Below are 26,329 nucleotides of genomic sequence, written 5' to 3'. Positions count from 1 at the left end.
GGTGTTGAACGAGGACGAGCGCCGCTTGATGCCGTGCACGACATAGCCGAGCGACAGCAAATATTCGGCGAGATAGGCGCCGTCCTGACCGGTCACGCCGGTGATGAGAGCGATCCGCTCAGCCATGGGCCCGCGCCTGGTTCGGGGTCAAAGAGGTTCAGAGGGACGGGATAACCACCGTTCGCGCCCGCTGACAAGGCCGCCGGCGGTCAAAAGCGGAAGAACCAGCGCAAGAACCGGCTTAAGAGCCGGCGTTCCCGGACGACACGCAGGTGCCGCGGGCCCGCGGGATCAGACGCCGTGGTACTTCCGGTACCATTCGACGAAGCGGCCGAGGCCGTCCGCGACCGACGTCGACGGCGAGAAACCGACGTCGCGCTGGAGCGCGGAAATGTCGGCGCGCGTCTCCAGGACGTCGCCGGCCTGCATCGGCAACAGCTGGCGGATCGCCGGCTTGCCGATGATCTTCTCCAGCGTCTCGACGAACTCCATCAGGTTGACCGACCTGTTGTTGCCGATGTTGTAGACGCGATACGGCGCATAGCTCGACGAATTTTCCGGCCGCTCGGCATTCCACGCGGGATTCGGCGCCGCGGGCCGATCGAGGGTGCGGATCACCCCTTCGACGATGTCGTCGACATAGGTGAAGTCGCGCCACATGTCGCCCTTATTGAAAATCCTGATCGGCTCATTCGCGAAGATCGCGCGCGTGAACAGATAGGCGGCCATGTCGGGCCGGCCCCACGGGCCGTAGACTGTGAAGAAGCGAAGCCCGGTCACCGGCAGCTTGTGAACATGCGCAAACGTATGCGCCATCAGTTCGTTGGCCTTCTTGCTTGCGGCGTAAAGGCTGACCGGATGGTTCACCGAATGCTCGGTCGAATACGGCAAGGTGCGGTTGGCGCCATACACCGAACTCGACGAGGCGTAGACGAGATGCGCCAGACCATGGCGCCGGCCGGCTTCGAGCACGGTGACAAAGCCGTCACAATTGGCCCGGATGCTCGTGATGGGATCGTCGATCGACGCGCGCACGCCGGGCTGCGCCGCCAGATGCACGACGCGATCGGGCGAGACCTCGTCGAAGACGCGCGTCACGGCGGCGAAGTCTGCGAGATCGATCTTGTGGAATTTGAACCCTGGATGGTGTTCGAGCGTTGCGAGACGCGCGCGCTTCAGCGCGGGATCGTAATACGGAGTGATTGCGTCGATGCCGACGACCTGCTCGCCACGTGCCAACAGCCGTTCACAAACGTGCATTCCGATAAAGCCGGCAGCGCCGGTAACGATCACTGGCCGCAAAGTTGTCATCTCGTTCATTCCGCGGAGCATTGCCAGACCAGGACATGAGAGGCAAGGTTTGGACAGTCATGACAATCATCAAATCAGTCGGCTCATGTAAGCGCATCGAAATGTGTAGGAAACATGATGGCGTCATGCACCATCGCATGCTATCCGCCTGCAAGGATGCTCGGACGATAGCGCCACATGTGCTAGACGTCATAGAACGTATATTCGGCGCCTGATGCTCAGTCTTCGGGCATTGTTCGCGCAAGAACCCGCAAAGAAAAAGATCGACTTTGAAACTCTCCATCAACGGCAGGTTCCTGTCACAATCGCTCACGGGCGTGCAGCGCTACGCGGCAGAGATCGTCAAGGCGATGGACCGCTTGCTCGCGAGCGGAGAGGCTCCGCAGCAACTGCTGGATGCAGAGTGGCAAATCCTTGCGCCGCCGAATGCGCAGACGCTTCCAGGTCTTCGCCGCATCACCATCAAGCAGATCGGATCATTGCAGGGGCACGCGTGGGATCAGATCGATCTGGCGCGCGCCGCGGCCGGCACCCGTCTCGTCAGTCTCGCCAATTCCGGCCCCGTACTCCACCGCGACCATCTCGTCGTGATTCACGACGCGCAGGTTTTCCGGCGGCCGGACTTCTTCAGCTGGCGCTACCTCGCCCTGCACCGGACGCTCGGCCATCTGCTGGCGCGCACGGCAACGATCGCAACAGTTTCGGCGTTTTCACGCAACGAACTTGCCGAGGTGCTGTCGCTGGATCCGGCTTCGATCCCCGTCATTGCGAACAGCGCGGAACATTTCGCGACCGTCGCGCCCGACTTCTCGATCATCGACAAGCTGCGTCTTGCGCCCCATCAATTCTTCCTCTTCGTCGGCTCGATGACGAAGAACAAGAATGTCGATACGGCCATTCGCGCCGCCGAGCAGCTTGGCCGCGCCGATTTTCCGCTGGTCGTGGTCGGCGGCGACAACAGCAAAGTGTTCGGGGGCGCGGCCGCCGAATCAAGGGCCGGCGTCGTCATCGCCGGGCGCCTGAAGGACGAGGAGATTGCCGCGCTGTTCTCCCGGGCCGCCGCATTCGTGTTTCCGAGCCTTTATGAGGGATTCGGCGTGCCTCCCCTGGAGGCGATGTTCTTCGCCTGTCCGGTGATCGCGAGTTCCGCCGATGCCGTGCGCGAGACCTGCAACGATGCCGCCGTCTATTTCGATCCACTCAACGCGGACCAGCTGTCGGCACGGATGCGCGAAAGAATTGAACTCGGCGGGATCTCGCCGGTGGAACAGGAGAAGCAGCGGCAGCGCCTGATGACATATTCCTGGGCCAAGTCCGCCGCAGCGATGCTCGAATTCCTCGCCAAACCGGCACCCCGATCCACATCCGACGGTGCGAAACAATGACGCGGCCCGATTATTGCTGCTTAGCGAGGTTAGACGTGCGTCTGCAAGCTCCGGCGTCTCCGGTATCTGGCGCCTTCAAGACAAGGAAGGAATGACCGTTGTCCAGCGGCCTGAAGATTCTGCATGTCGCCGAAACGGTCCGTGGCGGCATCGCGACCTACCTCAACGAACTGCATCCGCACCAGAGCGCGAGCTTCGGCCTCGGCAACGTCAACTATGTCGTCCCCTCCGACCATCGCAGCGACCTGGTGAACATCGAGGACGACGCGGTCACCACGTTTCCGCGCGACGGACGCAACGCGGTCGGCCTGTTTCGCATGCTGTTTGCAACCATGCGCGCGGTCCGGCAGCTTCGTCCTGACATCATCCACCTGCACTCGTCGTTCGCCGGGCTCGTGGTGCGCCCGGTGCTCTGGCTCACCTATCGACGCTCGCGCATCGTCTATTGCCCGCACGGCTGGGCCTTCGGCCGCGAAACCGGCCGCCTCAGCCGCGAGGTGACGAAGTTCACCGAGCTCGTGCTGTCGAAATTCACCCATCGCATCGTCTGCATCTCGGAAAGCGAGCAGGCCGACGCCAAGCAGGTCGGAATCGCGGCGAATCGCCTGGTTCTTGTGCACAACGGGATTTCCAAGCAGCGTCCTGCGCTCGACAAGGGCGCAGCGCAATGGCGGTCGGAGAAGATCAAGGTTCTCTTCATCGGGCGCCTCGACCGTCAGAAGGGCTACGATCTCCTGATCGAGGCGGCGCGTGCACTCGGAGACAAGCTCGACGTGCGCCTGATCGGCGCCTCGGTCGTCAGCAAATTCCGCAGAAGCGATCTGCCCGCCAACGTCTCTTTTCTGGGCTGGATGAACCGCAACCAGATCGAGGCCGAGCTCGACCAGGCCGACATGGTCGCGATTCCCTCACGCTGGGAGGCGTTTGGCCTGGTCGCCATCGAGGCGATGCGGGCGGCCAAGCCGATCATTGCCTTCCGCATCGGCGCCCTGCCGGAAATCGTCGAAGACAACGCGACAGGCGTGCTGTGCGACGAGGTCTCGGCCGAGAAGCTGGTTGAAGGTTTTCAACGCGCAACCAGGCTCGACCTCGCTGCGGTCGGCCGTGCCGGATATGAGCGTTTCACCCGCCTCTACGACATCGAGCAGACCCACCGCACGCTCAGCCAGGTTTATGCCGACGTCCTGCATGTGCGGATGAGCGAATCCGGGCAGCAGGCGAAGTTGCAGTCCGATTTCCCGAACAATCTGCGATCGTAGCGACCGGCTGATCAGGCCAGCCGGCGGGGATCGCCCTGCGCGAACTCGCCATCATTCACGCGGTTATCCGAGAAGGACCACGCAATGGCCGATGCGACGATCATCGCGCAGGTGAGAAAGCCGGCCGCGAACAGCAGTGATCCGGTGTGCAACATCGTCTTCGCCTTCCTATTGTTTGGCCGACCACTAGCCGGATCAGGATTAGGAAGACCTTACGGACGCCAGCGTGACGCCAGCTTCCAAATCTAAGCGTTAACGGAGGTGGAATCCCGTCGCAGAAACATTGGTCCGATGACCCGGCGAGAACGTCCGCACGGGCGCCATGCCCGGCGCAGGACGACGAAAACACAACGCAGGATCACTCAGGACGGGATCCAACACTTGAAGTTTATGGCGATGTCGTCTCGCGACAATGCCGTCGCACCTGCAGTCAGTCGCCGCGCGCTGCTCACTGGTTCGATCGCGATCCCAATCGTGACATCGATCTGACACGTGTATGTCTGGTTTACGAACTGCTTATTTAAGAGGATGTTCCGCACAAATTTTGGACAGAGATTTCGGCGTGTATCCACGTTCACAAGTGGCAATAAGGTCACAGCCACAAGTGCTTTACCATAAAGTCGAAGACGTAGCAGTGACTCCGCAGCACGGGATTTGTACGGTGATTCCGATTTTAGATGAGTGCGAGGGAATAGTAGTGGCTAAGACCGAACGTTTTGATTTTGATTTCGGTATTAGCCGAATCCTGGCCGTTGCTGCGATCAGCTTCTCCTTGGCGGGTTGCGGTAGCTTCATTCCGTTAGACTCTCCTGATGCCGTGGCAACGCAAACAAATGCGGCGCTGATCACCGAGCCGAGCGCGCCGTTGGCCTATGCCCTGATGCCGGTCAATCCGGCGATCCTGCAGGCGACCAACGCGTTCACGGACTCCGCCGGAATGGTGTTCTCCCGCCTTCCCGGCGGCAACTACCGCGACGTCACGATCGGCATCGGCGACATCGTCACCGTGACCGTGTATGAAGCGCAGGCAGGCGGCCTGTTCATTCCGCGCGAAGCAGGCGTGCGGCCGGGCAACTTCGTGGACATTCCGCGACAGCAGGTCGACCAGTCCGGCAACATCAACATCCCCTACGCTGGATCGATCAAGGTCGCAGGGCTGACGCCGCGCGCCGTGTCGAACATCATCCGCGAGCGTCTCAAGGACCGCGCCATCGACCCGCAGGCCGTCGTGAGCGTGGCGGAACAGCGCGGCAACCAGATCAGCGTGCTCGGCGAAGTCAACTCGCCGCTCCGCTTCCCGGTCGATCCGGGCGGGATTCGCCTGATGGGCGCGATCGCGCGCGCCGGCGGCCCGAAATATCCGTCCTACGAGAGCACGATCACGATCAAGCGCGAGGGCCGCACCTACAGCGAGACGATGTCCTCGGTCGTGCACAACCCCAACGAGGATGCGCTGCTCGCCCCGGGCGACGTCGTCTTCCTGACCCGCATTCCGCGCGTCTACATGGTGTTCGGCTCGACGCCGTCGCCGGGATCGATCGGCGGCACCAACAATCGCCGCTTCTCGTTCGAGAACGACAACATGTCGCTGGCTGAAGCCATCGCGAAGGCAGGCGGCCTCGACGGCAACCGTGCGGACTCCAAGTCGATCTACGTCTACCGTTTCGAGCCCAAGCCGCTGCTGGAGAAGATCGGCATCGCCGTATCCCAGTTCCCGACGAAGTCGGTCCCTGCCGTCTACAAGTTCGACATGAGCAAGCCGGACGGCTGGTTCCAGGCGGATACGTTCAGGATGCGCGATCACGACGTGATCTCGGTGGCGGAATCGCCGTCGACCGAATTCATCAAGCTCATGGCCCCGCTGAACGCAGCAACCGCCAACGCGGACAACATCAGCTCGGTGGTCGTGAACTCCAAATAGCCCAACTCAGCGCGCTCAATGACGAGCGTGCAGACAAGGCGGCCCCACCCCATTGGGGCCACAGAAGAATATTAGCCTTGTCGGGTTGACGCGAGCAGGAGTGGACACGAGCGTGACCGAGCAAAACAGGAAACGCGCCCTGCGTCGTTTCCGGATGTTGATGTGCGGGCTCTGCGTCGCGGCCGGCCTCTCATATCCTGCAGACGCACAGAATGCGCAGCCGCTCGATCAGCGCTTCCTGCTGGGCGTCGGCACGCACCAGGGCCTCGGCGGCGTCACCAGCGCCCGCGGCTATGTGCCCGCGACCGCCATCAAGCAGATGAAGGAGCTGGGGGTCACCTCGTTCCGTGACGACTTCCCCTGGTCGGATTTCGAGCTGCCCGGCAAGCGGCTCGGCTCCAATGCCCTGAACGGTCGCCTCGAGACCCAGATCAGATCCGGCGTCGGAATCCCGCTGCTCATTCTCGGGACCGGGCATCATCTCGTCCCGAATTCCGATCCGCCGACGACCGACGAAGCGCGCCAAAGATTCGTCACCTATGCCGCGGCAGCCGCACAAGCGGTCGCATCACGGCAGCCGATCTTCGAATTGTGGAACGAGTACAATCTCAGAGCGCGCGCGGAGCCGCTGTTCACCGTCGAAAATTATGTGACGCTCGCCCGATCGGTGCAGCCCGCGGTCAAGCAGGCGGCGCCGTCCGCGCCCTTCGTGGTCGGAGCGCTGGGCGACGATCCTGGCTGGAAATGGACCGACGCCCTGCTGAAGACCGACCTGCTTCGTATCGCGGACGGGATGTCCATTCACATCTACAACCATTGCCTGTCACCGGCCGGGCGGACCGCAGCTGAGGCGATCGAACGGCTGCAAAATCTTCATCAACGCGTCGCACAGGCGACCGGCAATCCCGACTATCCGATCTATCTGACCGAAACGGGCTGGCCGACACCAAGCGCGAAATGCGGCGTGACCGAGCAGCTTGCCGCCGACAACATGGCGCAGATCATCCTCTGGGCCTCGACCGCCGGTCCCTGGCTCAAGGGGATATGGCTCTACGAGCTGAAGGACAGCGGGACGAAACCTGGTGAACTGGAGGACAATTTCGGCATTTATCATTTCGACAATTCGCCGAAGCCTGCCGTGTGTTCCATTCGCGAAAGCTGGGCCTTCATCCGCACCAGCCTGAAGGCAACGCGAACCACGCCGGCGCCCGGCGTCGTGCAGATTCGCAGTGACAGTGGATCGGAAACGAAACTCGCGCTTTGGTCGGAGACTGCGTCGAAGCGCTTCGAAGTTCGATTAAAAAATGCGGAACCCAATGCCGAGATCAGATATGTATGTCAGCAAGCGCCGGGCCCTGCCGCCGGCGCCTGGACGGCGTTATCGACAACGCCGTTGCTTGTCAGCGTCAAGGGCACGGCCGTGCCGGATTTCGAGATCCGGCCATCGAACTGACGCTGCGGCGGGCTGCTAATCCGAGGCTATCCTTGAAAATACTGATCGTTAACACGCTCTATCCGCCCGAGATCATCGGGGGCGCCGAAGTGTCTGTGTCGCTGCTCGCGGAGGCGTTCGTCCAGCGCGGCCATCAGGTGTCGGTGGTCTGCCTTCAGAACAAGCAGGAACGAACGATCGACGAACTCAAGGGCGTGCGCGTATACCGCGTGCCGATGGACAACGATTACTGGCCGTTCGGCAACGACAGGAAGCCCTCCTCGGTCCAGCGCCTGAAGTGGCATCTCAAGGACACATGGAATCGCAAATCCGCGGCGCGGTTCGCCGAAATTCTCGACATCGAGAAGCCCGACGTCGTCCACACCAACAACCTCACGGGCTTCTCGGTCTCGCTGTGGTCGGAAGCCAGGCGGCGCAACATCAGGATCGTGCACACCCTGCGCGACTATTCCCTGCTCTGCAAACGATCGACGCTGTTTCGGGGCGATGCGACATGCGCGCAGCGCTGCACCGTCTGCGCCGCCATGACGTCGCCTTATCTGCTGGCCTCGCGTATGGTCGATGCGGTGGTCTCGAACAGCCAATTCGTGCTCGACCAGCACACCAGGCTGAAATATTTCCCCGGCACCGATGGCCGCGTCATCTTCAACATCGCCGATCCGAGCTCCGTGGTGCCGTCACCAGCTTCGAGCTCGGATGATCTGATATTCGGGTTCATCGGGCGGCTCGAGGCTGAAAAAGGTATCGAGGTAGTCCTCAAGGCGACCAAGCAGCTTCCCGACGAGGGCTGGCAACTGAAAATCGCCGGAAAAGGGCTTGAGGATTACGTGCGGGGGCTAAAAAGCCGCAGCGGAAAGAAGGTCGAATGGCTTGGCTTTGCCAAGGCAGCTGAATTCTATGCCAGCATCGACGTCTGCCTGGTGAGTTCGGTCTGGCCGGAGCCGCTGCCGCGCACGTTGATCGAAAGCATCAACGCCGGCCGAGCGACGATTTGCTCGACGGCCGGCGGGATTCCCGAGATCGCGGGGTTTTCCAATATGGTTGGGTCCTACGAGCCCAGCGATCATAAGCGACTGGGAGAATTGATGCTGAAGGCCGTCAACGAGAGGTCACACTGGAAAGTCTCGCGGCCTCCGCAGCCAGGATTTGCCGAGAGGTTTTCGGCGGATTCAGTGACAGGACAATATTTGGACGTCTATTTGAACAACAATCGAACCAACCGGCAATAAGCCGAAACGGAGATTTCAGCAAAGCCATTTGGCAGGATAGCTGGACAGACCTTTTCGATGAAGATCCTTATCACGTCATCCCTCTATCCGACGCCGTTGGCACCGAAGGTGGTCGGGGGCGCGGAAACGTTCGTCCGCCGCCTCGCCGAGACCCTGGTCGGGCAGAACGACGGCGTGGAAGTGATACGTGCCGCGTCCGCATCGAACCAGCAGATGGAGACCTGCAACGGCATCGACGTGTATTCGGCGCCCGTACACAACATCTATTTCCCTTTCGCCAAGCAGCATAGCTCACCGGTGCGCGGCATCTGGCATGCGATCGAGGACTGGCAGACAATGTCGGAGCTCGTTGCGGCGCGCATCAAGGCCTTCAAGCCTGACATCCTGCACTCGAACAATCTCTCCGGCCTGACGACCGCGGTGTGGCGGACCGCCGCCGAGCTCGGCATTCCGGTCCTGCACACGCTTCACGACTATTATCTCACCTGCCCGCGCTGCTCGCGCTTCTCGGACGGACATGCCTGCGAGTCGAGCTGCATGAGCTGTCAGATCCTGACCCTTCGCCGTCGCGGGGCGACGCGACATCTGGACGCCGTCGTCGGCGTCAGCCAACGCATTCTCGACATCCATACCCAGCTCGGCCTGTTCACGCAGACACCGCTGAAGATCGTCATTCGAAACGCCTCGACCGCCGACGTCGGCAACGCAGACGCCGCGATGGTCGACGGCACCGTCACGTTCGGCTTCATCGGACGCCTGACCGAAGAGAAGGGCATCTACAATCTCGTTCGCGCCATCGCGACGATTCCGCCTGACCGGTTTCGGCTCGTCATCGCAGGCCACACAACCGAGAGCCAGCAGAAGCAGCTCAAGGCGCTCGCTCCGAATGCACGGATCGAATTTCTCGGCTTCGTACAGCCGAAGCAGTTCTACGAACAGGTGAACGTCGTGGTCGTACCCTCGGTCTGGGAAGATCCCTGCCCGCTCGTCGTCGCCGACGCGCAGGCCGCCTGCAAACCCCTGCTCGGCACGCCGTTCGGCGGCATTCAGGAAGCGATCAAGCCCGGCGTGACCGGCTGGCTGACGTCGCCCGATCCCGCCTCGATCGCCAAGAGCATTTCGGCGATCATCGAAGCGCCGCAGCAGATCGTGGAGATGAGCGAGCGATTGAAGTCCGGCATCGACAAATGGGTTTTTGACGACGTCGTCGCCGGCTATCGCAACGTCTACGACGAGCTCACGCGCGGCCGCGGCACGCCTCGCACATAGCCACGCTGACGCAGATGCCGCCAATGGCCCCCAACCATCCCGCCATGTTCTTTCTCACGCATTGCCAGACATGATCAGCCTGCTCGCATTCGGCAGCTATATCTACCAGAGTGCGTCCGCGATCATTCTGATCTTCGCCGTCAGCCATATCCTCTCGCCGGCCCAGTACACCTCGTTCTCGCTGGCGCTGGCGACGAGCCAGTTGGCCTGCGTCTTCGTGTTCGAATGGCTGCAACTGGCCGGTGTTCGTTTCCTCGCCGCAGCTTCCGGAGAAGAGGCCGCGCGCCTGCGGTTCTCGCTGTTCAGCGCCGGGCTGCTCAGCGCGCTGGTGCTGCTGCTCGTCGGCGGCGTGGCGGGACTGCTGGGCACGCTCGAGACGAGCGTCGTCGCCCTCGCGCTGGCGATGGCCGTGCTGCAAGGCGCCACCGACCTCTATTTCATGATCGTCCGCGTGTCCGATCGGCTGGGGACCGCGTCCGTCCTCCTGATCCTGCGTGCCAGCGTGCTTCTGACCGGCGCCGTCACGGGCGCGCTGCTCCACGGCACGGCTGCAGCGACGCTGTGCGGCATGGCCGCGAGCTACGGCGCGGTGCTTCTCCTGAGCCTGGTCGTGCATCGCACCTCGCTACGGCGCGCGTCGCGACACGCCATGCTGACCGACTGGAGCAATTTTTGCCGCTACGGCATCATGGCTGCGGCCGCCTCCGTCATTCATCTCTCCGTACCCGTCACCTTGCGCCTGATCGTGATCGCCACGCTCGGCCGGGCGTCGACCGGAGCGGCCGGCTTCTCGATGGCGATCGACCTTCTGCAACGCCCGTTCTCGGTCCTGGTGGCCGCCATTCACACCGTCTGCTATCCCAATGTCGTGGTCCAGTTCGAGCGCGGCGTCGACGGCGAAGCGCGCAGGGCCACCGCCCGCATGCTCGAATTCATCCTCTGCGCGACGATCGTGATGCTAGGTGGGCTGATCGGCCTCCTGCCCGACGCGGCGCATCTGTTCGTGCCCGCCGATCTGCTGGTCGATTTCCTCAACGCGGCGCCGGTCGCGGCGATCTTCTACTTCCTCCACACCCACCTTCAGGCCACGCTGGCGATCGTGCCGCATCTGACCAAATCGGCGACGAGGCTGGTGGTCGTCGCGGCGTGTCAGCTGCTGCTGGTGTCGGCGGCGTCCTCGATCGGCGCGTTGCTGCGCATATCGGTGGCGGGACAGATCGCGAGCGCGGCATTGGCCACCGCGCTCATCATCCTCTTCGCCAGCGGTCCGCTGATCCGATTCAGGGCGGCGCCAAGGGCGCTGCTGATCCTGGAAGCGACCGTCGCGGCGGCCGCGATCGCGATGCTCGCGGCGGCTCCGTCGGACTCCCTGACCTGGCTCGCGGGAAAGATCGTCTTTGCCGGCCTCGCCGTCGTTCTAGTGACGTGGCGAGGCGATCTGCTGGCCTCGGCGCGCAGTTAGGATTTAGGCCTTCACCGCGTGAGCCAGCGCGTTGCCGCTGGTATCGCCGGTCAAACCGTAGATCCTGAGGGTCTCGTCGACCATCGGCCCGACACCGAAATATTGCTGGGCGCGCGCAAGAGCATTGCGCGACAGCGCGGCGCGCATCGCGGGGTCGGCCACCTTCTCGAGCGCGCCGACGAGCGCGTCGACGTCCTCGAACGGGACGATGAAGCCGGTCTGGCCCTGGATGATCTGATCAGTCGCGCCGCCCGCCGGAGTCCGGACCGGGACGAGGCCCGTCGCCATGGCTTCGGCAACGCCGAGCGGAAATCCCTCGAACCGGCTCGGCAGCGCGAACACGTCGGCGGCCCAGAGAATTTCGCGGACGTCGCCCATGAACCCGAGGAACTTGAAGGTGTCCTTGTCCTTCTCGCCGGCGTAAGCGAACGACTTGATTTCCTTCTCGCGCTCGGCTCCGCCGCTGCCGACGAAGTAGCATTTGATGTCGATCGGCGGAGAACTGGCGCCGTCGCGGATCTTGCGCGCCGCCTTGATGAGGAGGTCATGGCCCTTCACCCAGGCGAGACGGGCCGCCAACAGGCACATGAACTCACCGTCGGCAACGCCGAATTTCGCGCGCGCATCGCGGCGCTCGGCATCCGAGGGCGGCCGGAAATGAACCGTGTCGACGCCACCATGAACCTTGGCGATCCGGTTCTTGCCGAACAGCACGTAGCGGCGCAGATGCCGGAGCGATTCCTCCGACATCAGAATGAGGGTGTGGGGAAAGAAGAGGTTGAAGAACAGGACCTGGACCGGGCTGAAGGTCGATTGCGGCGCATTCTGCACCTTCTCGATGTTCCCGAGCACCGAGGGATGATAGGTCGCGACGCAGCGTGCGCCGGTGAGCAGCGCGAGCAGCCTGCCCCACATCAACATGCCCAGCCCGTGGACGTTGATCACGGTGATGTTGTTCTTGCGGATCAGCTTCAACAGCTGCATGAAGATCGACAGCGAGGGCAACTTCCGAAGTCCCGGAATGACGTGCCATTCCTTGACGGCCGCCGCCAGCTTCTGACGCTTGTATTCGGACTTCTCGTCCGAGCGCACGGCACCGGAGACCAGGTGGATCTGCACGCCCCGGCCATGCAATCCCGTGGCCAGGGTCTCGCAATAGGATGCAATCCCGTCATTGCAATTCACGACCTCAACCAGAAACATGACATTCGGGGCGGGATCTTGCATGGGAATGGCCTTACTCCGTTCAATCGACGACATTTCGGTCAGTGCTTAGCGGCAAATTCCATGCCGTGCCAGCGGTTTGCCCGCAACAGCGTTGCGCGCCTAACATATTGACGTTGCGGATCTGCGACACTCCGCACCGGCACCGCGGGCGACGTCCAAAAGTCCGCTTCTCGGGTTCGGCGCCTTCCACCGGAAGTCGGCGTTCCCTTCAAATTCCGCAAGCAACGCCCGGTTGAAACGTCCCCCGGCCCCTTGCCCGCCGGGTCCGCGACCGATTGTCCCGCCGTCAACGCACCGATCGCCGCACCTCGTGCACACAGATTGGACCTCTCGACTGGTCGGGTCGTTCGCTCGACTGACCCTGCACATCAACGAGGCGTTTCTTCATCGGCCAAAGACAGACTCGATATCCTTCTGCATTGACGTCGACACGAATGTCGCAGCGACCAGGAGAGAAAACAAAACTCTGGTGGCGAGTTCCATAGATTTACTTTCTCGCTTCCCGACTGCACGCGGGAAAATTCGGAAGCGCGCTGCAAGCCTTCAACACCCGAACAACTGTCACATTCGAAGTTCGATCGATATTTTTTGCGGTCGTGACTCTCAGGCAACTCGATCCGCCCACGCCACAGGCTTAACGGCGCTTAACACAATAGATTCGAAGCAAGGCTGCTCGCGCGACAAGCAAATGCGTTTCGATTAGGCACCGGCACAACATCGATCGAACATCGTCGTTGCATCGCCATTCGAACGTCACGCTGCAAGCACATTGCCGTGGTCTTCATCGATCAATCTCAGTCCACGCAGATTCGTGCGCTGTGGGCGTCGCGCAGGAAGCGTCGGTGAGAAAATCTCCGGGTGCTTCCATTTTTACCAATCTCACCAACTCGAAAAACAGAGATTGGCCGATACGACAGACGCAGGCGGCACCGAACTCTCGCGTTTCAGAAAAGGCTCCGAAATCCCGATGACTACCGCATCACCAGATCAGACGATCCTGTCGGCGAGCACCTTTGTCAGTTCCATCGGCGTCAATGTTCACGTTGGATATTCCTGGGGCGCCTACGACAACCTCGCCCTCGTGGAGGACAATCTCAGATATCTCGGGGTGACGAAACTGCGGGGCGGACTCGCCACGAGCCCGGAAGCGCAACCGATCGTCGAGGGACTTGCGAAGGACGGTTACAAATTCGACCTCGTGGTTCCGTCGGGCGTTCCGGCCGGCGGCGCGGCTGCGCTCCAGTCTTATCTGGAATCCGTCAAGGAGTTCGCGGCCAGTCATCCTGGCAGCGTCATCGCGCTGGAAGGCCTCAACGAGGTCAACATCCAGGGCTTCAGCTATAATGGGAGCTCGAGCGTCTCGGCTGCAGCGCAGTTCCAGGCTGTCTATTACAGCGCCATCAAGGCGGACGCCGCGCTCAAGGACATCCCCGTCTACAATTTGTCGATCGGCTATAATGACTCGGCCGACTACGCCAATCTCGGAAACATGTCGGGGTCAACCGACTACGCCAACTCTCACGCCTATGTCAGCACCGGCCTGACGCCCGAAACCGCCCTCGAGCAATTGCTCGGTAACGCCACGTCGGTCACCGGCGGCAAACCGGTCGTGATCACCGAGACCGGATATACGACCAAGAGCGATACCCCGTATGTCGGCGCCAGCGAGAACGTCCAGGCGAAATCGATCCTGAACACGCTGGTCGATGCCTACAAAGACGGCGTCAGCACCACCTATCTCTATCAATTGCTCGACGCCTCGGCGAGCAACGACCCTACGGATCCCGAATCGCACTGGGGCCTGTTCAACGCCGACGGAACCCCGAAGCTCGCGGCGACCGCGGTCCACAATCTGACGACGATCCTGGCCGACGACGGCAAGGGCGGCCACACGCCGACTGCCTCGCTGAACTATACCCTCGACAACATGCCGGCGAGCGGGAACAGCATGGTTCTCGGCAAGAGCAACGGCGCCTATGAGCTCGTGGTCTGGGCGGAACCCAAGGTCTGGAACGACGCTACCGACACCGAGATCGCGAATCCGACGACATCGGTTACCGTCAACCTAGGCAGCGTCCACCACCTGATCAACGTCTATGACCCGCTAAAGGGCAGCTCGCCGATCGCGACCTACACCGATGTCAGCCAGATCGTGGTTCCGATCACGGACCATCCGCTCATCATCGAGATCGACGCTCCCGCAGGAGGCGGCTCTGCACCGCCAGCCGTGACCGATGTCAGCGGAACCGCCGCCGACATCGTGTCGCAGATGTCGGACCTGAACGCCTCGGATTCGCTTCAGACCATCACGCTCACCGACACCCATGTGCTTCCGGTCGCCTCCGATGCCACCATGGCGTACATGATCTCGCATTACGGGAAGGCGCTCGCAGCCATCCAGGGCGGCTACCAGTTCTCCGTCACCAACTCGACCGACACTTGGAGCGTGACCAGGGTCTACGACTCCTCCGCAAAGCTTCTGTCGACCAGCACGTCCAACTTCACAGACGGCGTCATCACCAGCAAGGTGACGCTCAATACCGACGGCTCGTCGGAGAACATCGCCTATACCGGCGGCAAGATGGTGCGTGACGTCACCGTCTCGGCGATCGGCGACAAGGACACCAAGACCTACGATACGAGCGGCAATCTCATCGCGGACCTCGTCCAGAACAAGGACGGCTCGTCCTCGAACACGCTCTATTCGAACGGCGTCAAGACCAAGGTCTACGTCACCAATACTGACCGCACCCACGACAACTACTATTACAACATCACCGGCCAGTCCTATACCACCGAGCACGACCAGCTCGACGCGGGCGGGAGGCTTCTATCAGTCGTCCGGATGCATGCCGACGGCTCCATGGCCTACAGCCAAGTCTACAACAGCGACGGCAGCAAGGTCACGACCCAGTACGACGCCACGGGCCACAAGACCTCTGTCGTCACCGTGACGTCGACGGCGACCAGCACCGATTTCTACACCGCAGCCGGCCTGATCAAGCAGCAGGTCGTGCAGACGACCTCCGGCAACGTGACCACGACGAACTACACCGGCTCGCTGCTGGCGTCGGTCTACGTGGTCAACGCCGACGGGTCGAAGGAGTCGAAATTGTACGACGCCAAGGGCGTCATCGCGAGCGACATGGTCCAGAACGCCGACGGCTCGTCGTCGAACACGCTCTATTCGGCGGGTGTCAAGACCAAGACCTACGTCACCAACGCCGACGGCAGCAGCGACAATTACTATTTCAACATCACCGGCCAGTCCTATACCGGTGAGCACGACCATCTCGATGCGAGCGGAAAGCTGGTATCCGTCAGCCGCACGCATGCCGACGGCACCATGGCCTACAGCCAGGTCTTCAACAGCGACGGCAGCAAGGTTACGACCCAGTACGACTCGACCGGCCACAAGACCTCGGCCATCACCATAACGTCGACGGCCACCACGACCAATTTCTATACCACCGCGGGCGCGCTCAAGCAGCAGGTCGTGCAGACGACCTCCGGCAACGTGACCACGACCAACTACAACGGCTCGCTGCTGGCGTCGGTCTACGTGGTCAACGCCGACGGGTCGAAGGAGTCGAAACTGTACGATTCCAACGGCCTCATCGCGAGCGACCTGATCCAGAACAAGGACGGCTCGTCCTCGAACACGCTCTACACGGCCGGCGTCAAGACCAAGGTCTATGGCACCAATGCCGACGGCAGCCACGACAACTACTATTACAACATCACCGGGCAGTCCTATACCAACGAGCACGACCACATCGATCCGAGCGGAAAGCTGCTTCTGGTCAGCCGTACCCATGCCGACGGCTCGATGGCCTATAGCCAGGTGATCAACAGCGACGGCAGCAAGGTCACGACCCAGTACGATTCCACGGGCCACAAGATCTCGGTCATCACCGTCACGTCGTCGGGCACGACGACCGACATCTACGATGCATCGACCGGCGCATTGAAGCAGGAGATCTCCAAGACGAGCTCCGGCGACACCACGACGACGAACTACAACGGCGCAAAGCTGGCGTCGATCTACGTGGTCAACGCCGACGGGTCAAAGGACACCAAGCTGTACGATTCCAGCGGGATCATCGCCAGCGACCTGATCCAGAACAAGGACGGTTCGTCCTCGAACACGGTCTACTCCTCCGGCGTCAAGACGAAGCTCTATGTCACCCATGCCGACGGCAGCCATGACAACACCTTCTACAACATCACGGGCCAGAGCTATACGACCGAGATCCAACACCTCACCGCCGCCGGCGCGCTTACGGCCCTGACCCGCCTTCATGCCGATGATACGCTTGCCTACAAGCAGGTGATCAACAGCGACGGCAGCAAGGTCACCGACCTCTACGACAGCACCGGCCACAAGATGAGCGAGATCCTGAACGCTGCCGATGGATCGACCACGACGGACACCTACAACTCGTCGGGAGCTCTGATCCAGGACGTTCACAAGACGGCGGGCGGCGACGTGACGACGACGAACTACGCGAACGGACTGAACTCGTCGATCTACGTCGTCAACGCCGACGGCACCAAGGAAACGAAGCTGTTCGACGGCAGCGGCAGCCTCACCAGCGACTACGTGCTGAACAAGGACGGCTCCAACTCGACCACAGTGTTCACGTCGGGCGTCAAGACCGCGGTGTATGCCAACAACGCCGACGGCTCGCACGACAACACGATCTACAACATCACCGGCAAGAGCTACGTCACGGAGCAGCAGCACATCGACGCCGCGGGCAAGATGACCTCGATCGTACGTTCGCACGCGGACGGCACGCTCGATTACACTCAGGTCGTCAAGTCGGACGGCAGCAAGGTCACCGATGTCTACGACAGCACCGGGGTCAAGACGACCGAAATCCTCAACAACGCCGATGGAACGTCTGACGTGTTCAAGTTCAAGGTCTCCGGCCTGCCGGGCGCCGTCGAGCACGACAGCTACAATACCAGCGGCTCGCTGCTTTCGATCGACGTCCTCAACACCGATGGGACCCACGCCGTCACGGCGGTGACTGCGGGACTGACACTGGCGGGCGGCAGCGGCAACGACATCTTCTCCGCGGCGCCGGGCACGACCACCGTCATGTTCGACGGCGGCAACGACCAGATCAAGAGCTTCCACGCCGGGACTGCGGCGAACCACGACACGATCGAAATCCTGAAATCACTGGTGGCCGACTACAGCCACCTTCAGATTTCGCAATCAGGCTCCGACACGCTGATCCAGCTCACCTCGGCCGATTCGATCCTGTTGAAGAATGTGAATTCGACCACCCTGGATCACGGCAACTTCCTGTTCGTCTAATGCCGAACCAGCTGGCAGGCCACGCCTGCCAGCTGAACAGGACGACGGGGGAAGAGCAAGGTCAGTGCGGCCGCGCGGGTGTGGCCGCACCGATGAAGATGATATCCTCGGCGAGCAGCGGAAGCTGCCGCAGCAGCATCGACTTCAGCTTTCCGGCGCGCATGAAGGTCGCCATCTTCACCTCGACCGGCGCATAGCCGGCGTCGATTGCGACCTTGGCGATGGTGTAGGGCGTGAAGAAGAACCGGTGATCGCTGTTGATCGTCTCAACGTTCTTCAAGATGCCCTTGATGTTGCCACCCCTGAAGGCGTTCGGAACGGTGATCACGATCTGATCGACGACGTCGCCGTAGTTCTCCCTGAAGCGCGACAGGAACGAGACCGGATTCGGAATGTGCTCGACGACTTCGCCAAACACGGCGATGTCGAACTTCCGGCCGGATATTGCGTCGATCTTCTCGCCGGACGTCACGTCGCCCGCAACCATGTTGTCGAGTCCGGAAATCCGCGACGCCTCCCGCACCGCATCCGCATCGATGTCGACGCCGACGGTGTATTCGGAACACTCGGTGATCAGGCCGTGCAGCCAGTCCCGGTTGTCGATCTTTCGTTTGATGAGCGGCAGGTGGTCACAGCATCCGACATGCAGGACGCGCTTGCCCCGACAGATGTCCACGAGGACGTCGCATCTGTATCTGACGTCGCCGTCGCCCCGATATTGTACGACGATGGTGTCTTTGAACTTGGAGCCGTCGAGATAGGGATAGACTTGCGAAAAATCGGTAATGATCGACGACATGGGCTTGCTTCCTGTGTCTGAGACGTTTCCGGACACAACTATACATGGCAAGCAATCAGAATTGTGACCGGGTTGCGCAGGCTGACGAAACGCGGATCGCGCGTCGCCGGGAACCCGCGCCGTCGGTTCGCGGTCCGTCAGGCGCGCAGGCGACCTGGTGCTTCCGAGCGCACGATCCGCGCAGGTGCTCCCGCGGCGACAGAATGCGGCGGGACGTCACGCGTCACGACCGCGTTGGCGGCGACGTTTGCTCCCGCACCGATCGAAGTCGGGCCAACGATCACGGCGCCGGTGTAGATGACGGCACCGTCGCCGATGGTTGGGCAACCCGGTTCATCCCAGGCACGCCGGCCGAGCGTGACGTTGTGATAAAGCATCACGGAACGACCGATCCGCGCCCCCTCGCCGATCACGACGCCGGTCGGATGCGGCAAGATCAGCCCTGGACCGATCTCCGCGAGAACCGAGATGTAGCAGCCGCGCCGCATCAGCGTCCGCACCAGTAGCCAGGTGATCTGATGTCCCCAGCGTGTCTGGAATCGCAGCATCTTGGCGATGCGCCAGGTCGTGATCACGGCAAAGCCCGGGCTCGTCAGCATGGCGACGAAAGCGGCAGCCACACCGGACCTGCCGGTGTTTGCGATCAGATCCTCGCGCCACGGAATTCCCGCTTGGGACTTGCCGCTCATTCCCTCAACTGATGACATCAAACGATCTCTACTAACCTGCCGAGGAAACATTCGCCTGTATCGACGGAACCGAGCCGCCGAGCAGCGACTGCATGCTGTTCCAGATACGACGCCTGAATATCACGTAGCTGCCAAGCACGATCAGCGCATAGACGGCCGTCGCCAACAGCCAATGTGACAGGCTTGCAACGTCTGCCTTCGTCGCGACGAGCGCACACAATGCGCCGAGCGCGGTGGCGACGGTGGCCGGCATCAGGGCGCCCAACAAAGAGGCATAGGAGATCGCGCAGTTACGGGCTCCAATCATCAGCATGAGGGCGCAAACGAGGATCGATACGATCAGGTACACGACCGCCACGGCCGTGAGCCCGAACGGCAACGCCACGACAAAGGCAAGGATCATGCTGCCACTGTTGGCGGTGCTCACCCAGAACTGGAGCCGCGCCTTGTCGTGAGCCAGCAGAATCGGCCCGGCATAGGCCGCGATCGACTGTGCCGCGCCTGCGGGCGCGAGGATGGCAATCAGCGGCAGGACCTCCTGCCAATGCGGCGAGAGGAACGTCGCAACGGGATATTTCAATCCGAATGTCAGGTAGATCATCGCCGGGAATGTGATCATCGCGGTCATGCCGAGCACCGCGCAGATCGCCGACCGGCGTCGTTCCTGTTCCCGCTCGCCCTTCATCCGGCTCAGGGTGGCCATCAAAACTCCGCCGCCCGGCCACGAGAGAATCATCAGCGGAAGCGTCATGAACTGGAAGGCGAGACCGAACAGGCCGACCGCCGCCGCGCCCAGCTTGGCGCCGATCATGAGATTGCCGACGTTTCTCGCAGTGAAGTTGAGGACGTTCGAGGCCAGCACCCAACCGCCGAACGACAGCATCAGCGCGACGCCGCGCCATTTGAAGGACAGATGGATGTGGTGCCTGGTGTTCACATAGAAGGCGACGGCCCGCACCGCCTGCATCAGGACATAGTATGCGATCAGCGCCCAGATCCCCCATCCGAGCAGCGCTCCAGCCACGCCCACCGTCGCGGACGCCAGAGCCGCGCCGGCTTCGATCAAGGCGATGGTCTTATATTGCAGGGAGCGCTCCAGGACCGCGCGCGGCCCCATCGCGGAAATGGACAAGACGACCGAACCGGAAAGAGCAGCCAGCACGGACGGCAGCCCCTGCATGTCGACGGCAGCCCCCAGCGGTTTCGAGGCGGCGGCCAGCACCAGGGCACAACCAATCCCGATCGCGACCATCAGAGTCGTCGCCGCGCCGGCTTCCTCCCTGGTGAGCGACGTCCGCTGGATCATCGCGCTCGACAGCCCAAGGTCGGTCAGCATGGAGATGAAGGCGATGAAGGGCAGCGAAAACGCCACGAGCCCGAATTCCGTGGGCGTCACGAAATAGGTGATCAGCAGCGTGATGAGGAACTGAACGGCCGACTTCACGACGTTCACGCTCGACATCGAGAGCAGATTCTTGATGATCATGACGTCTCTCGTAGGTGATCCGGCTGAAACGATTGCGAAGGGACGCGCTCAGGCGACATAGCGAGCTTCACGGCGCACTCCAAACAACAGGCCCCGCAGCGCCGGATCGAGCAAGCGGCGGAGTCTCACTTCGATCAGCTCGTAACTGACAGTTCCCGCTATCAGTGCGGCAATCAGGCCGAGGCCCGCGAACCCGGCCCAGAGGAGCCAGAGATTGACGCCATGCGCGGCCAGCTTCACTCCGATGACCTGCAACGGAAATAACGCAAAAGGATGGACCAAATAGAGGCTATAGCTGATCTTTCCGAGGAACTGCAGGAATTTGCCGCTCAAGGCGGCGGCAATACCGGAGTCCGGAGCAAGGACCATTCCAAACAGCAGCGCGCCCGGCAGCAGCCCGACCAGCGGATGCACATATTCGATCGACACGTACATCGCGATCCCGCAAAGGATGCCCGCCAGCACTCCGGTCCAGCCGACGACGCGGATCCGCAGATCGATCAGACTGAACAACAGCCCGACCAGAAAGAACGCGGCGATCGGCCGAAAGGCGATGCCCGCGAGACCGAGCAGGATGAACGGCGCCGCCAGCAGCCAGTTCCTCCGCTGCACCAACATCACGAAGATCACCGCGAACAGAATGTAGAACGCCCATTCGTAGCTCAGTGTCCACGCATTCTGCTGGCCGATCGGCAATCCCAGCGCGTCCGGCAGGAACGCCAGATTGACGAAGAACAGCTTGAGATAGGTCGGCAGATCGATCCCCTTGAAGAACTTGTAGCCAACCAGGGGGCCTGCCGTGAACAGGATCAGGTGCAGGATCACGAACACGGGCAGGATTCGCAGGGCGCGATCGAGAAAGAACTTCCCGACGCTGCGGTGACGCATCAGGCTCGCCGGAATCAGGAAGCCGCTGATCATGAAGAACAGCTCGACCCCGTGCCCGCCCATGTTGACCGTCGCTTCCAGCCACGGCCAGATCGGAGGCAGGAAACCTGCCAGAAGCGGCATGTCCTGAAGATGGACGATCAGCACTGTGAGCGCGGCGACGCCGCGCAGCCCCTGGATCGCCTCGACGAAATTCTTGCTGTCTGCGCTCACCGCCGCGATCCGATATCAAGATGAAGGAAAGTTCCGGACCAGCGCCCGTGCTGCGCATTGCAGCTCATTGCGTACGGCAACATCGCGATCATGCCGGCCGAGAGACCAGATCGTCGACGTCAGGCGCGAGCGGCACCGCGTCCGCGACGGTCTCGTCACGTCTCTCTCGGGCGAAGACTTCGCTGAAGGCGACGCCGAGCATGATCAAGCCGCTTGCCGGACCATAGGCCAGCACGGTGATGGTGAAGAGGTTCATGGCGACCGCGAAAGACAGCTTGTAGATGTCCCTGGTCCTTGCGACCGCGAGGATGACCATGACCATGAACAACACGAAGATCGGCCCGAACATCAGGTAGGTGCCGAGGTAGAAATTATCTACCGGCACGTAATAGCTGAGCTTGTTCGAGAACAGCAGCTGCGGATAGTTGAAGCAACCGAGGCCGCAGCCGGTGAAGAAGCCGACCGGCATGAGCTCAGCCATGTAGACGAACGGCAACTGCCAGCTGTTGTTGACGCGGTCCTGCAGGCTGAACAGACCGCGCGACATGCTGACAAGCCCGTTGCCGGAGAACAGGGCGATCAGCACCGCAGGCACGAGGATCGACAGGAACGACAGCAGCGCCATGCGCCGGAGCATGGGAAACTTCTCACGCTCGGGAACGAGGCGAACGATGATCAGGCAAGCGATGTAGATCACCATCACGCCGAGCGACGTCTTGTTCGTGGTCAATTTGATGGCGTAGAGACCGATGGGCGCCCAGAACAGGCACCACAGCAGGCTCCGGCGCACCGAGCTGATCGTGAACGAAATGAACACGAAGAATGCGGCCATCGTGCTGTCGGCGGCTAGCCCCGCCAGGCGCGTCTCGGACGCCGACCACCACAGCCGCGTCGCCTGCCGCGTCGTGCCGAAAGTCTCGTAGGCATATCCCACCCAAGGCAACTGCATGCGGGACGACAATATGATCCCGACGATCGTCAGGTAGAAGATCGGGTGAAGCCACCGCAGCAGTCGATCGTAGTCGCCGAAATTGCGCCCGCAGAAGCAGAAGCCGACGAACACCGGCGCGATCATCTTGAACGACGACATCATGCCGCTGAAATAGCCCAGGAAGACGTATCCGAGGTAAAGCGCAAAGCAGATGTAGAACAGCGTGAGGATCGCGACGAGGTTACGTCCCATCAGGACGTAGCGCTGCACGAAGGCAAAAATGCAGACCAGCGCGAAAATGTCAGGCAGGAACCACAGCGGGCTGATCTTGAGAACGGCCAGATAATAGCGCAGCGCGCCTGCGAGCGCATCGCGGTAGAAATAAAGCAAGAGCGCGATTGCCTCGAGACTGAAGAATGCACTGCCCTCCTGCTGGTGATGCCGGGGCAAGGCCACCGGATCGACCATGCGCCAGTCCGACCTCGGTAGGGCCGAAGAGCTGCTGGACATGCCCGTCACTCCGCCGCGGCCACAGCGGGAACGGCGCGGCGATTGAAAAGCCGAAGCACGAACCGCGATCCCGGCATCTCGACCCAGAGGTAGGTGAGGTTGGAGAGCACGAGCACGGCGGCCACGAAGACGGCGAGCAGCAGCGAGGCTGCCAGTCCGGGAAGAATGTTGTCCACCATTTGCAGGCGCCCAGTGCCTACGCCACGCGCAAAGTACTGGATGAGGACAAGTATCAGCGCATGCGTCATGTAGATCGAATAGGAGCGCTTGCCCAGCCAGACCAGCGGACGAACGGACAGCAGCTTCGGCAGGAGCCGCTCCGGAAACGCCATCAGCGAGCCCAGCAGGGCGCCGAAAACGATCGGCGCTACGAAGCTGAGCCGTTCGTCGAAGCCGACGACTGAAACCAGCACGATGGCGACGACGGCCGCCCCGATCTGGCAGGCCGACTGAACGAAGGGGCTCACTGAACGACCTTTTCCCGAGACGAAACGAAGCGTGAGCACGCCGACGAAGAAGCCCAGAAAGCATCGGGTGAAGGCGTTGGTCTGGAAATCGAGCGTTTCATTCTTGAGCACGAAGATAATGAGAGCCGCGCCCATCACGGCCAGCACGGCGCTGAAAACATAGACGAGCTTGACGTAGCCAAGGCGCTGCGACAGGACGACGACGGCGCCAAACACGAGATAGGTGTAGAACTCCGCGCTGATGCTCCAGCTCGGGCCGTTCCAGCTCAGATAGTCGAGCACGCCCATAGCATGGAGCAAGAACACATTCGCGACAAACGAGTACACATTGTTAACCTGGAGATCCGCCGTCTCGTTGGTCGAGAAGTGCAGCAGGTCCAGTTCGGTGAGCGTGAGCCGCATCAGGCGAAACGCCAGAAAGGCGAACAGCATGACGACGTGCAGAGGATAGATGCGCGCGATACGGCGCAAGGTGAAGGTCCGGAAGTCGAACGCGCGGAATTCCGACTGCACGTAGCTCATCGAGATCACGATGCCGCTCAACACGAAGAACAAGTCGACGAAGAGCCAGGAATTGTGAAAAAACGCGACGTCGATCCAGGCGCGATGAGGCAGCGCAGCGGCGAGCGGATCCGATCCGACGAAGTGATGGACGACCACGCAGAGGGCGGCGAGGCCACGAACGCTGTCCAGCGGAACGTAGTGCGCCTTTGTTTGATGAGCTAGCACTTGATAGAGGCTCTACGATTCGACCAAAGCGAAATGCTGCGGCGCAATATAATGCCTCCACCGGGTGTTTTATTCAACTGAAAAGAGCCGCGAAGCGCCGATCTCTATCAGGACAGTGCACGACAGATGCGGCAGCAAGACGCCGGCCGGCATCTTTGCTCCGACGACATGCTCATAAACTTCAATTCAGCTTTCGTGAGGCAACGGGCATTGCGCCTGGAACAGATCAGGGCTGCACGCGCGAGCCGCTGCGGCGTTGTTTGCGATGTTGCGAATGGCCATCAACGACCCAGCCTCGCATTAACTTGATATCGCGCGAAGTTCTGATAGCTCCATCGCGGCTGAGCTGAACCACAGAGGGGCCTTTGGGCGCGATATCGCGATTTTTCGCCACAGCCGTGTTTGTGCTGGCGCCACTTCCGCTCGGATCCCTCGACCTCGCGTGGATTTGCTTCTGGAATTTTTTGCTCGTCTGCAGCCTGCTGACCGCCGATCTTTCGGCCGTGAGCCGTCGCAATGCCATGCTGCTCATTCCATTGGCAGTGGCGATCGCAGCGGTGGTTGTCATCGTGGCGTTGCAAACGTGGAGCGATCCGTCCAGTGAATCCGCAGCGGTCTGGGAACTGCCGCGGCGTTTTTTCGGCCTCGTACTGCCTGACCGTCTCTCGGTCACCGCGCGCGGAACGTGGCTGGCGTTCGGATCGGTCTTGCTGCTGTCGCTCGCCTTCACGCGCGCCGTGATTCTTGCAAGCGATGCGGGAGCCGCACGTTCGCTGCTACGCATACTGGCATGGGCGGGTTGCCTGTATGCATTGTACGGAATTCTGGCGGAGCTGATCGCGCCGGACATGGTGCTGTTCAGGCAGAAAGAAGCCTATCTGGGCTTTGCCACGGGGACCTTCGTCAATCGAAACACGGCGGCGACGTTCTGGGGCACCTGCGCCCTGCTGTTTCTGGTGCCGCTTCTGCGCACCATGCACCGCCAGGAAGGCGGGCCGCCGGAACAACCGGATTGGCGATCGCAGCTCGAGCAAATCCTCTCCGCGCCGGTGGCGCTCGGTGCGGGATTCGCGATCTGCACGATCGCGCTTGCCATGACCGGATCGCGCGCAGGTCTTCTGCTGTCGGTCGGCACGTTCGTGCTGGCCATCATCCTTTATCTCGTGCCGCTCGAGCTCGGCAGATCGCGGAAGTGGCTGGTCCTCGGCGGCTCAGCGGCAGCGGGGCTCGTGCTCTTGCAGCTCGTGGGCGGCCTCGTAGCGGGGCGAATCGTCGAACACGGGCTGATCGATCCGCAACGGCTTGCTGCTTACCAGGCGTCATTGGGGATCATCGCCGATCATCGGCTGCTCGGTGTCGGGCTGGGCAATTTCGAAGCTGTTTTTCCCGCCATCAGACCCGCAGCGCTCGGCAGTCTCGGCATCTGGGACCGCGCACACAGCACGCCGCTGGAAATTGCCGTCGAATTAGGCATCCCCGCCTTCGCCGTCATTGCGCTGGCTTGCCTCTGGTATCTTTACCATCTGTTTACCGGAAGCTTGCGCCGAAAGCGCGACCGCTACATACCCGTGATCGGCGCGAGCGTCGCTGTATTGGGAGTTGCACATAGCTGCATCGATTTCTCGTTGCAGATACCCGGTTACGGCGTGTTTTTCGCAGCCATCGTCGGGTGCGGCCTCGCGCAATCGCTACCATCACAGATGCGAAAAGAACGTGGCAAATCCGTGCAAGTCGAGCTAAAGTCAAATTAATTGAAGTTTAAAGCCAAATTG

General features: G+C 61.5%; 19 protein-coding genes. 9 read left to right on the top strand and 10 right to left on the bottom strand.

The annotated features are described in order from the left end of the window. Both QJT78_RS32485 and QJT78_RS32480 read right to left on the bottom strand, forming a co-directional pair. Positions 1-126 (bottom strand): GDP-mannose 4,6-dehydratase (locus QJT78_RS32485; RefSeq protein ID WP_281460410.1); only part of this gene is annotated, 126 nt, incomplete at its 3' end. A 165-nt stretch (positions 127-291) separates the two neighbouring features. Next, a complete protein-coding gene (locus QJT78_RS32480) occupies positions 292-1,311 on the bottom strand; it encodes an NAD-dependent epimerase (protein WP_038944059.1) in 1,020 nt (339 codons plus the stop codon). A gap of 269 nt (positions 1,312-1,580) precedes the next feature. Between QJT78_RS32480 and QJT78_RS32475 the strand changes: the two genes are divergently transcribed. Both QJT78_RS32475 and QJT78_RS32470 read left to right on the top strand, forming a co-directional pair. Then, on the top strand, positions 1,581-2,696 hold the full coding sequence (locus QJT78_RS32475) for a glycosyltransferase family 1 protein (RefSeq protein ID WP_028152402.1): 1,116 nt from the start codon (positions 1,581-1,583) through the stop codon (positions 2,694-2,696). A 98-nt stretch (positions 2,697-2,794) separates the two neighbouring features. Beyond that, positions 2,795-3,955 carry a glycosyltransferase gene (locus QJT78_RS32470; RefSeq protein WP_028152403.1) on the top strand — a complete coding sequence of 387 codons (1,161 nt, stop codon included), beginning with the start codon at positions 2,795-2,797 and terminating at the stop codon, positions 3,953-3,955. Between the two features lie 11 nt (positions 3,956-3,966). On the opposite strand, the gene QJT78_RS32465 is transcribed toward QJT78_RS32470, so the two are convergent. Further along, positions 3,967-4,110, bottom strand: coding sequence for a hypothetical protein (locus QJT78_RS32465; protein WP_193375961.1), 144 nt, complete (start codon positions 4,108-4,110; stop codon positions 3,967-3,969). Positions 4,111-4,772: 662 nt separating this feature from the next. Between QJT78_RS32465 and QJT78_RS32460 the strand changes: the two genes are divergently transcribed. The 5 genes from QJT78_RS32460 (at position 4,773) to QJT78_RS32440 (ending at position 11,289) form a co-directional block, all read left to right on the top strand. Further along, positions 4,773-5,876, top strand: coding sequence for a polysaccharide biosynthesis/export family protein (locus QJT78_RS32460; protein WP_240537661.1), 1,104 nt, complete (start codon positions 4,773-4,775; stop codon positions 5,874-5,876). A 160-nt stretch (positions 5,877-6,036) separates the two neighbouring features. Next, a complete protein-coding gene (locus tag QJT78_RS32455) occupies positions 6,037-7,329 on the top strand; it encodes a hypothetical protein (RefSeq protein ID WP_281460409.1) in 1,293 nt (430 codons plus the stop codon). Next, complete coding sequence (locus tag QJT78_RS32450; protein WP_240537662.1) at positions 7,212-8,558, top strand: glycosyltransferase family 4 protein; 1,347 nt, start codon at positions 7,212-7,214, stop codon at positions 8,556-8,558. Before QJT78_RS32455 ends, QJT78_RS32450 begins: the two co-directional genes overlap by 118 nt. A gap of 57 nt (positions 8,559-8,615) precedes the next feature. Continuing rightward, a complete protein-coding gene (locus QJT78_RS32445) occupies positions 8,616-9,827 on the top strand; it encodes a glycosyltransferase family 4 protein (RefSeq protein ID WP_028152407.1) in 1,212 nt (403 codons plus the stop codon). Positions 9,828-9,897: 70 nt separating this feature from the next. Then, on the top strand, positions 9,898-11,289 hold the full coding sequence (locus QJT78_RS32440; protein WP_028152408.1) for a hypothetical protein: 1,392 nt from the start codon (positions 9,898-9,900) through the stop codon (positions 11,287-11,289). Between the two features lie 3 nt (positions 11,290-11,292). Here the strand turns inward: QJT78_RS32440 and QJT78_RS32435 are convergent, their stop codons facing one another. Next, positions 11,293-12,516: a glycosyltransferase family 4 protein gene (locus QJT78_RS32435; RefSeq protein ID WP_028152409.1), complete on the bottom strand. Its 1,224-nt coding sequence runs from the start codon at positions 12,514-12,516 to the stop codon at positions 11,293-11,295. Between the two features lie 967 nt (positions 12,517-13,483). On the opposite strand from QJT78_RS32435, the gene QJT78_RS32430 reads away from it, so the two are divergent. Continuing rightward, positions 13,484-17,845 carry a hypothetical protein gene (locus QJT78_RS32430; protein ID WP_038952931.1) on the top strand — a complete coding sequence of 1,454 codons (4,362 nt, stop codon included), beginning with the start codon at positions 13,484-13,486 and terminating at the stop codon, positions 17,843-17,845. A 61-nt stretch (positions 17,846-17,906) separates the two neighbouring features. On the opposite strand, the gene QJT78_RS32425 is transcribed toward QJT78_RS32430, so the two are convergent. The 6 genes from QJT78_RS32425 to QJT78_RS32400 form a co-directional block, all read right to left on the bottom strand. Further along, entirely contained in the window at positions 17,907-18,644 is a 738-nt protein-coding gene (locus QJT78_RS32425; protein WP_028152411.1) for a methyltransferase domain-containing protein, read from the bottom strand. A gap of 137 nt (positions 18,645-18,781) precedes the next feature. Next, positions 18,782-19,333, bottom strand: a complete 552-nt coding sequence (locus QJT78_RS32420) for a serine acetyltransferase (protein WP_028152412.1) — start codon at positions 19,331-19,333, stop codon at positions 18,782-18,784. A 31-nt stretch (positions 19,334-19,364) separates the two neighbouring features. Further along, a complete protein-coding gene (locus QJT78_RS32415; RefSeq protein WP_038976146.1) occupies positions 19,365-20,819 on the bottom strand; it encodes a lipopolysaccharide biosynthesis protein in 1,455 nt (484 codons plus the stop codon). A 48-nt stretch (positions 20,820-20,867) separates the two neighbouring features. Further along, positions 20,868-21,920 (bottom strand): acyltransferase, encoded by a 1,053-nt coding sequence (locus tag QJT78_RS32410; protein WP_038944064.1) that lies wholly within the window; start codon positions 21,918-21,920, stop codon positions 20,868-20,870. A gap of 88 nt (positions 21,921-22,008) precedes the next feature. Beyond that, a complete protein-coding gene (locus tag QJT78_RS32405) occupies positions 22,009-23,361 on the bottom strand; it encodes a hypothetical protein (protein ID WP_028152415.1) in 1,353 nt (450 codons plus the stop codon). Positions 23,362-23,366: 5 nt separating this feature from the next. After that, entirely contained in the window at positions 23,367-24,557 is a 1,191-nt protein-coding gene (locus QJT78_RS32400; RefSeq protein WP_028152416.1) for an acyltransferase, read from the bottom strand. A gap of 365 nt (positions 24,558-24,922) precedes the next feature. Here QJT78_RS32400 and QJT78_RS32395 point away from each other — a divergent pair, with 365 nt between their 5' ends. Beyond that, positions 24,923-26,308, top strand: a complete 1,386-nt coding sequence (locus tag QJT78_RS32395) for an O-antigen ligase family protein (protein ID WP_028152417.1) — start codon at positions 24,923-24,925, stop codon at positions 26,306-26,308. The last annotated feature ends 21 nt before the right edge of the window (positions 26,309-26,329 follow it).

The sequence above is a fragment of the Bradyrhizobium sp. Mp27 genome (genome assembly GCF_029953005.1).
GTDB lineage: Bacteria > Pseudomonadota > Alphaproteobacteria > Rhizobiales > Xanthobacteraceae > Bradyrhizobium > Bradyrhizobium barranii.
Note: the sequence above shows the minus strand (reverse complement) of the source record. Positions and strands in the feature narration are given on the sequence as shown.

What these genes read in the sequence shown, in the direction of transcription:
- QJT78_RS32480 (WP_038944059.1), bottom strand. Translation starts at nt 1,311, where the DNA reads ATGACAACTTTGCGGCCAGTGATCGTTACCGGCGCTGCCGGCTTTATC.
- QJT78_RS32465 (WP_193375961.1), bottom strand. Translation starts at nt 4,110, where the DNA reads ATGTTGCACACCGGATCACTGCTGTTCGCGGCCGGCTTTCTCACCTGC.
- QJT78_RS32455 (WP_281460409.1), top strand. Translation starts at nt 6,037, where the DNA reads ATGTGCGGGCTCTGCGTCGCGGCCGGCCTCTCATATCCTGCAGACGCA.
- QJT78_RS32450 (WP_240537662.1), top strand. Translation starts at nt 7,212, where the DNA reads ATGTCAGCAAGCGCCGGGCCCTGCCGCCGGCGCCTGGACGGCGTTATC.
- QJT78_RS32445 (WP_028152407.1), top strand. Translation starts at nt 8,616, where the DNA reads ATGAAGATCCTTATCACGTCATCCCTCTATCCGACGCCGTTGGCACCG.
- QJT78_RS32440 (WP_028152408.1), top strand. Translation starts at nt 9,898, where the DNA reads ATGATCAGCCTGCTCGCATTCGGCAGCTATATCTACCAGAGTGCGTCC.
- QJT78_RS32435 (WP_028152409.1), bottom strand. Translation starts at nt 12,516, where the DNA reads ATGCAAGATCCCGCCCCGAATGTCATGTTTCTGGTTGAGGTCGTGAAT.
- QJT78_RS32430 (WP_038952931.1), top strand. Translation starts at nt 13,484, where the DNA reads ATGACTACCGCATCACCAGATCAGACGATCCTGTCGGCGAGCACCTTT.
- QJT78_RS32425 (WP_028152411.1), bottom strand. Translation starts at nt 18,644, where the DNA reads ATGTCGTCGATCATTACCGATTTTTCGCAAGTCTATCCCTATCTCGAC.
- QJT78_RS32420 (WP_028152412.1), bottom strand. Translation starts at nt 19,333, where the DNA reads ATGAGCGGCAAGTCCCAAGCGGGAATTCCGTGGCGCGAGGATCTGATC.
- QJT78_RS32415 (WP_038976146.1), bottom strand. Translation starts at nt 20,819, where the DNA reads ATGATCATCAAGAATCTGCTCTCGATGTCGAGCGTGAACGTCGTGAAG.
- QJT78_RS32405 (WP_028152415.1), bottom strand. Translation starts at nt 23,361, where the DNA reads ATGTCCAGCAGCTCTTCGGCCCTACCGAGGTCGGACTGGCGCATGGTC.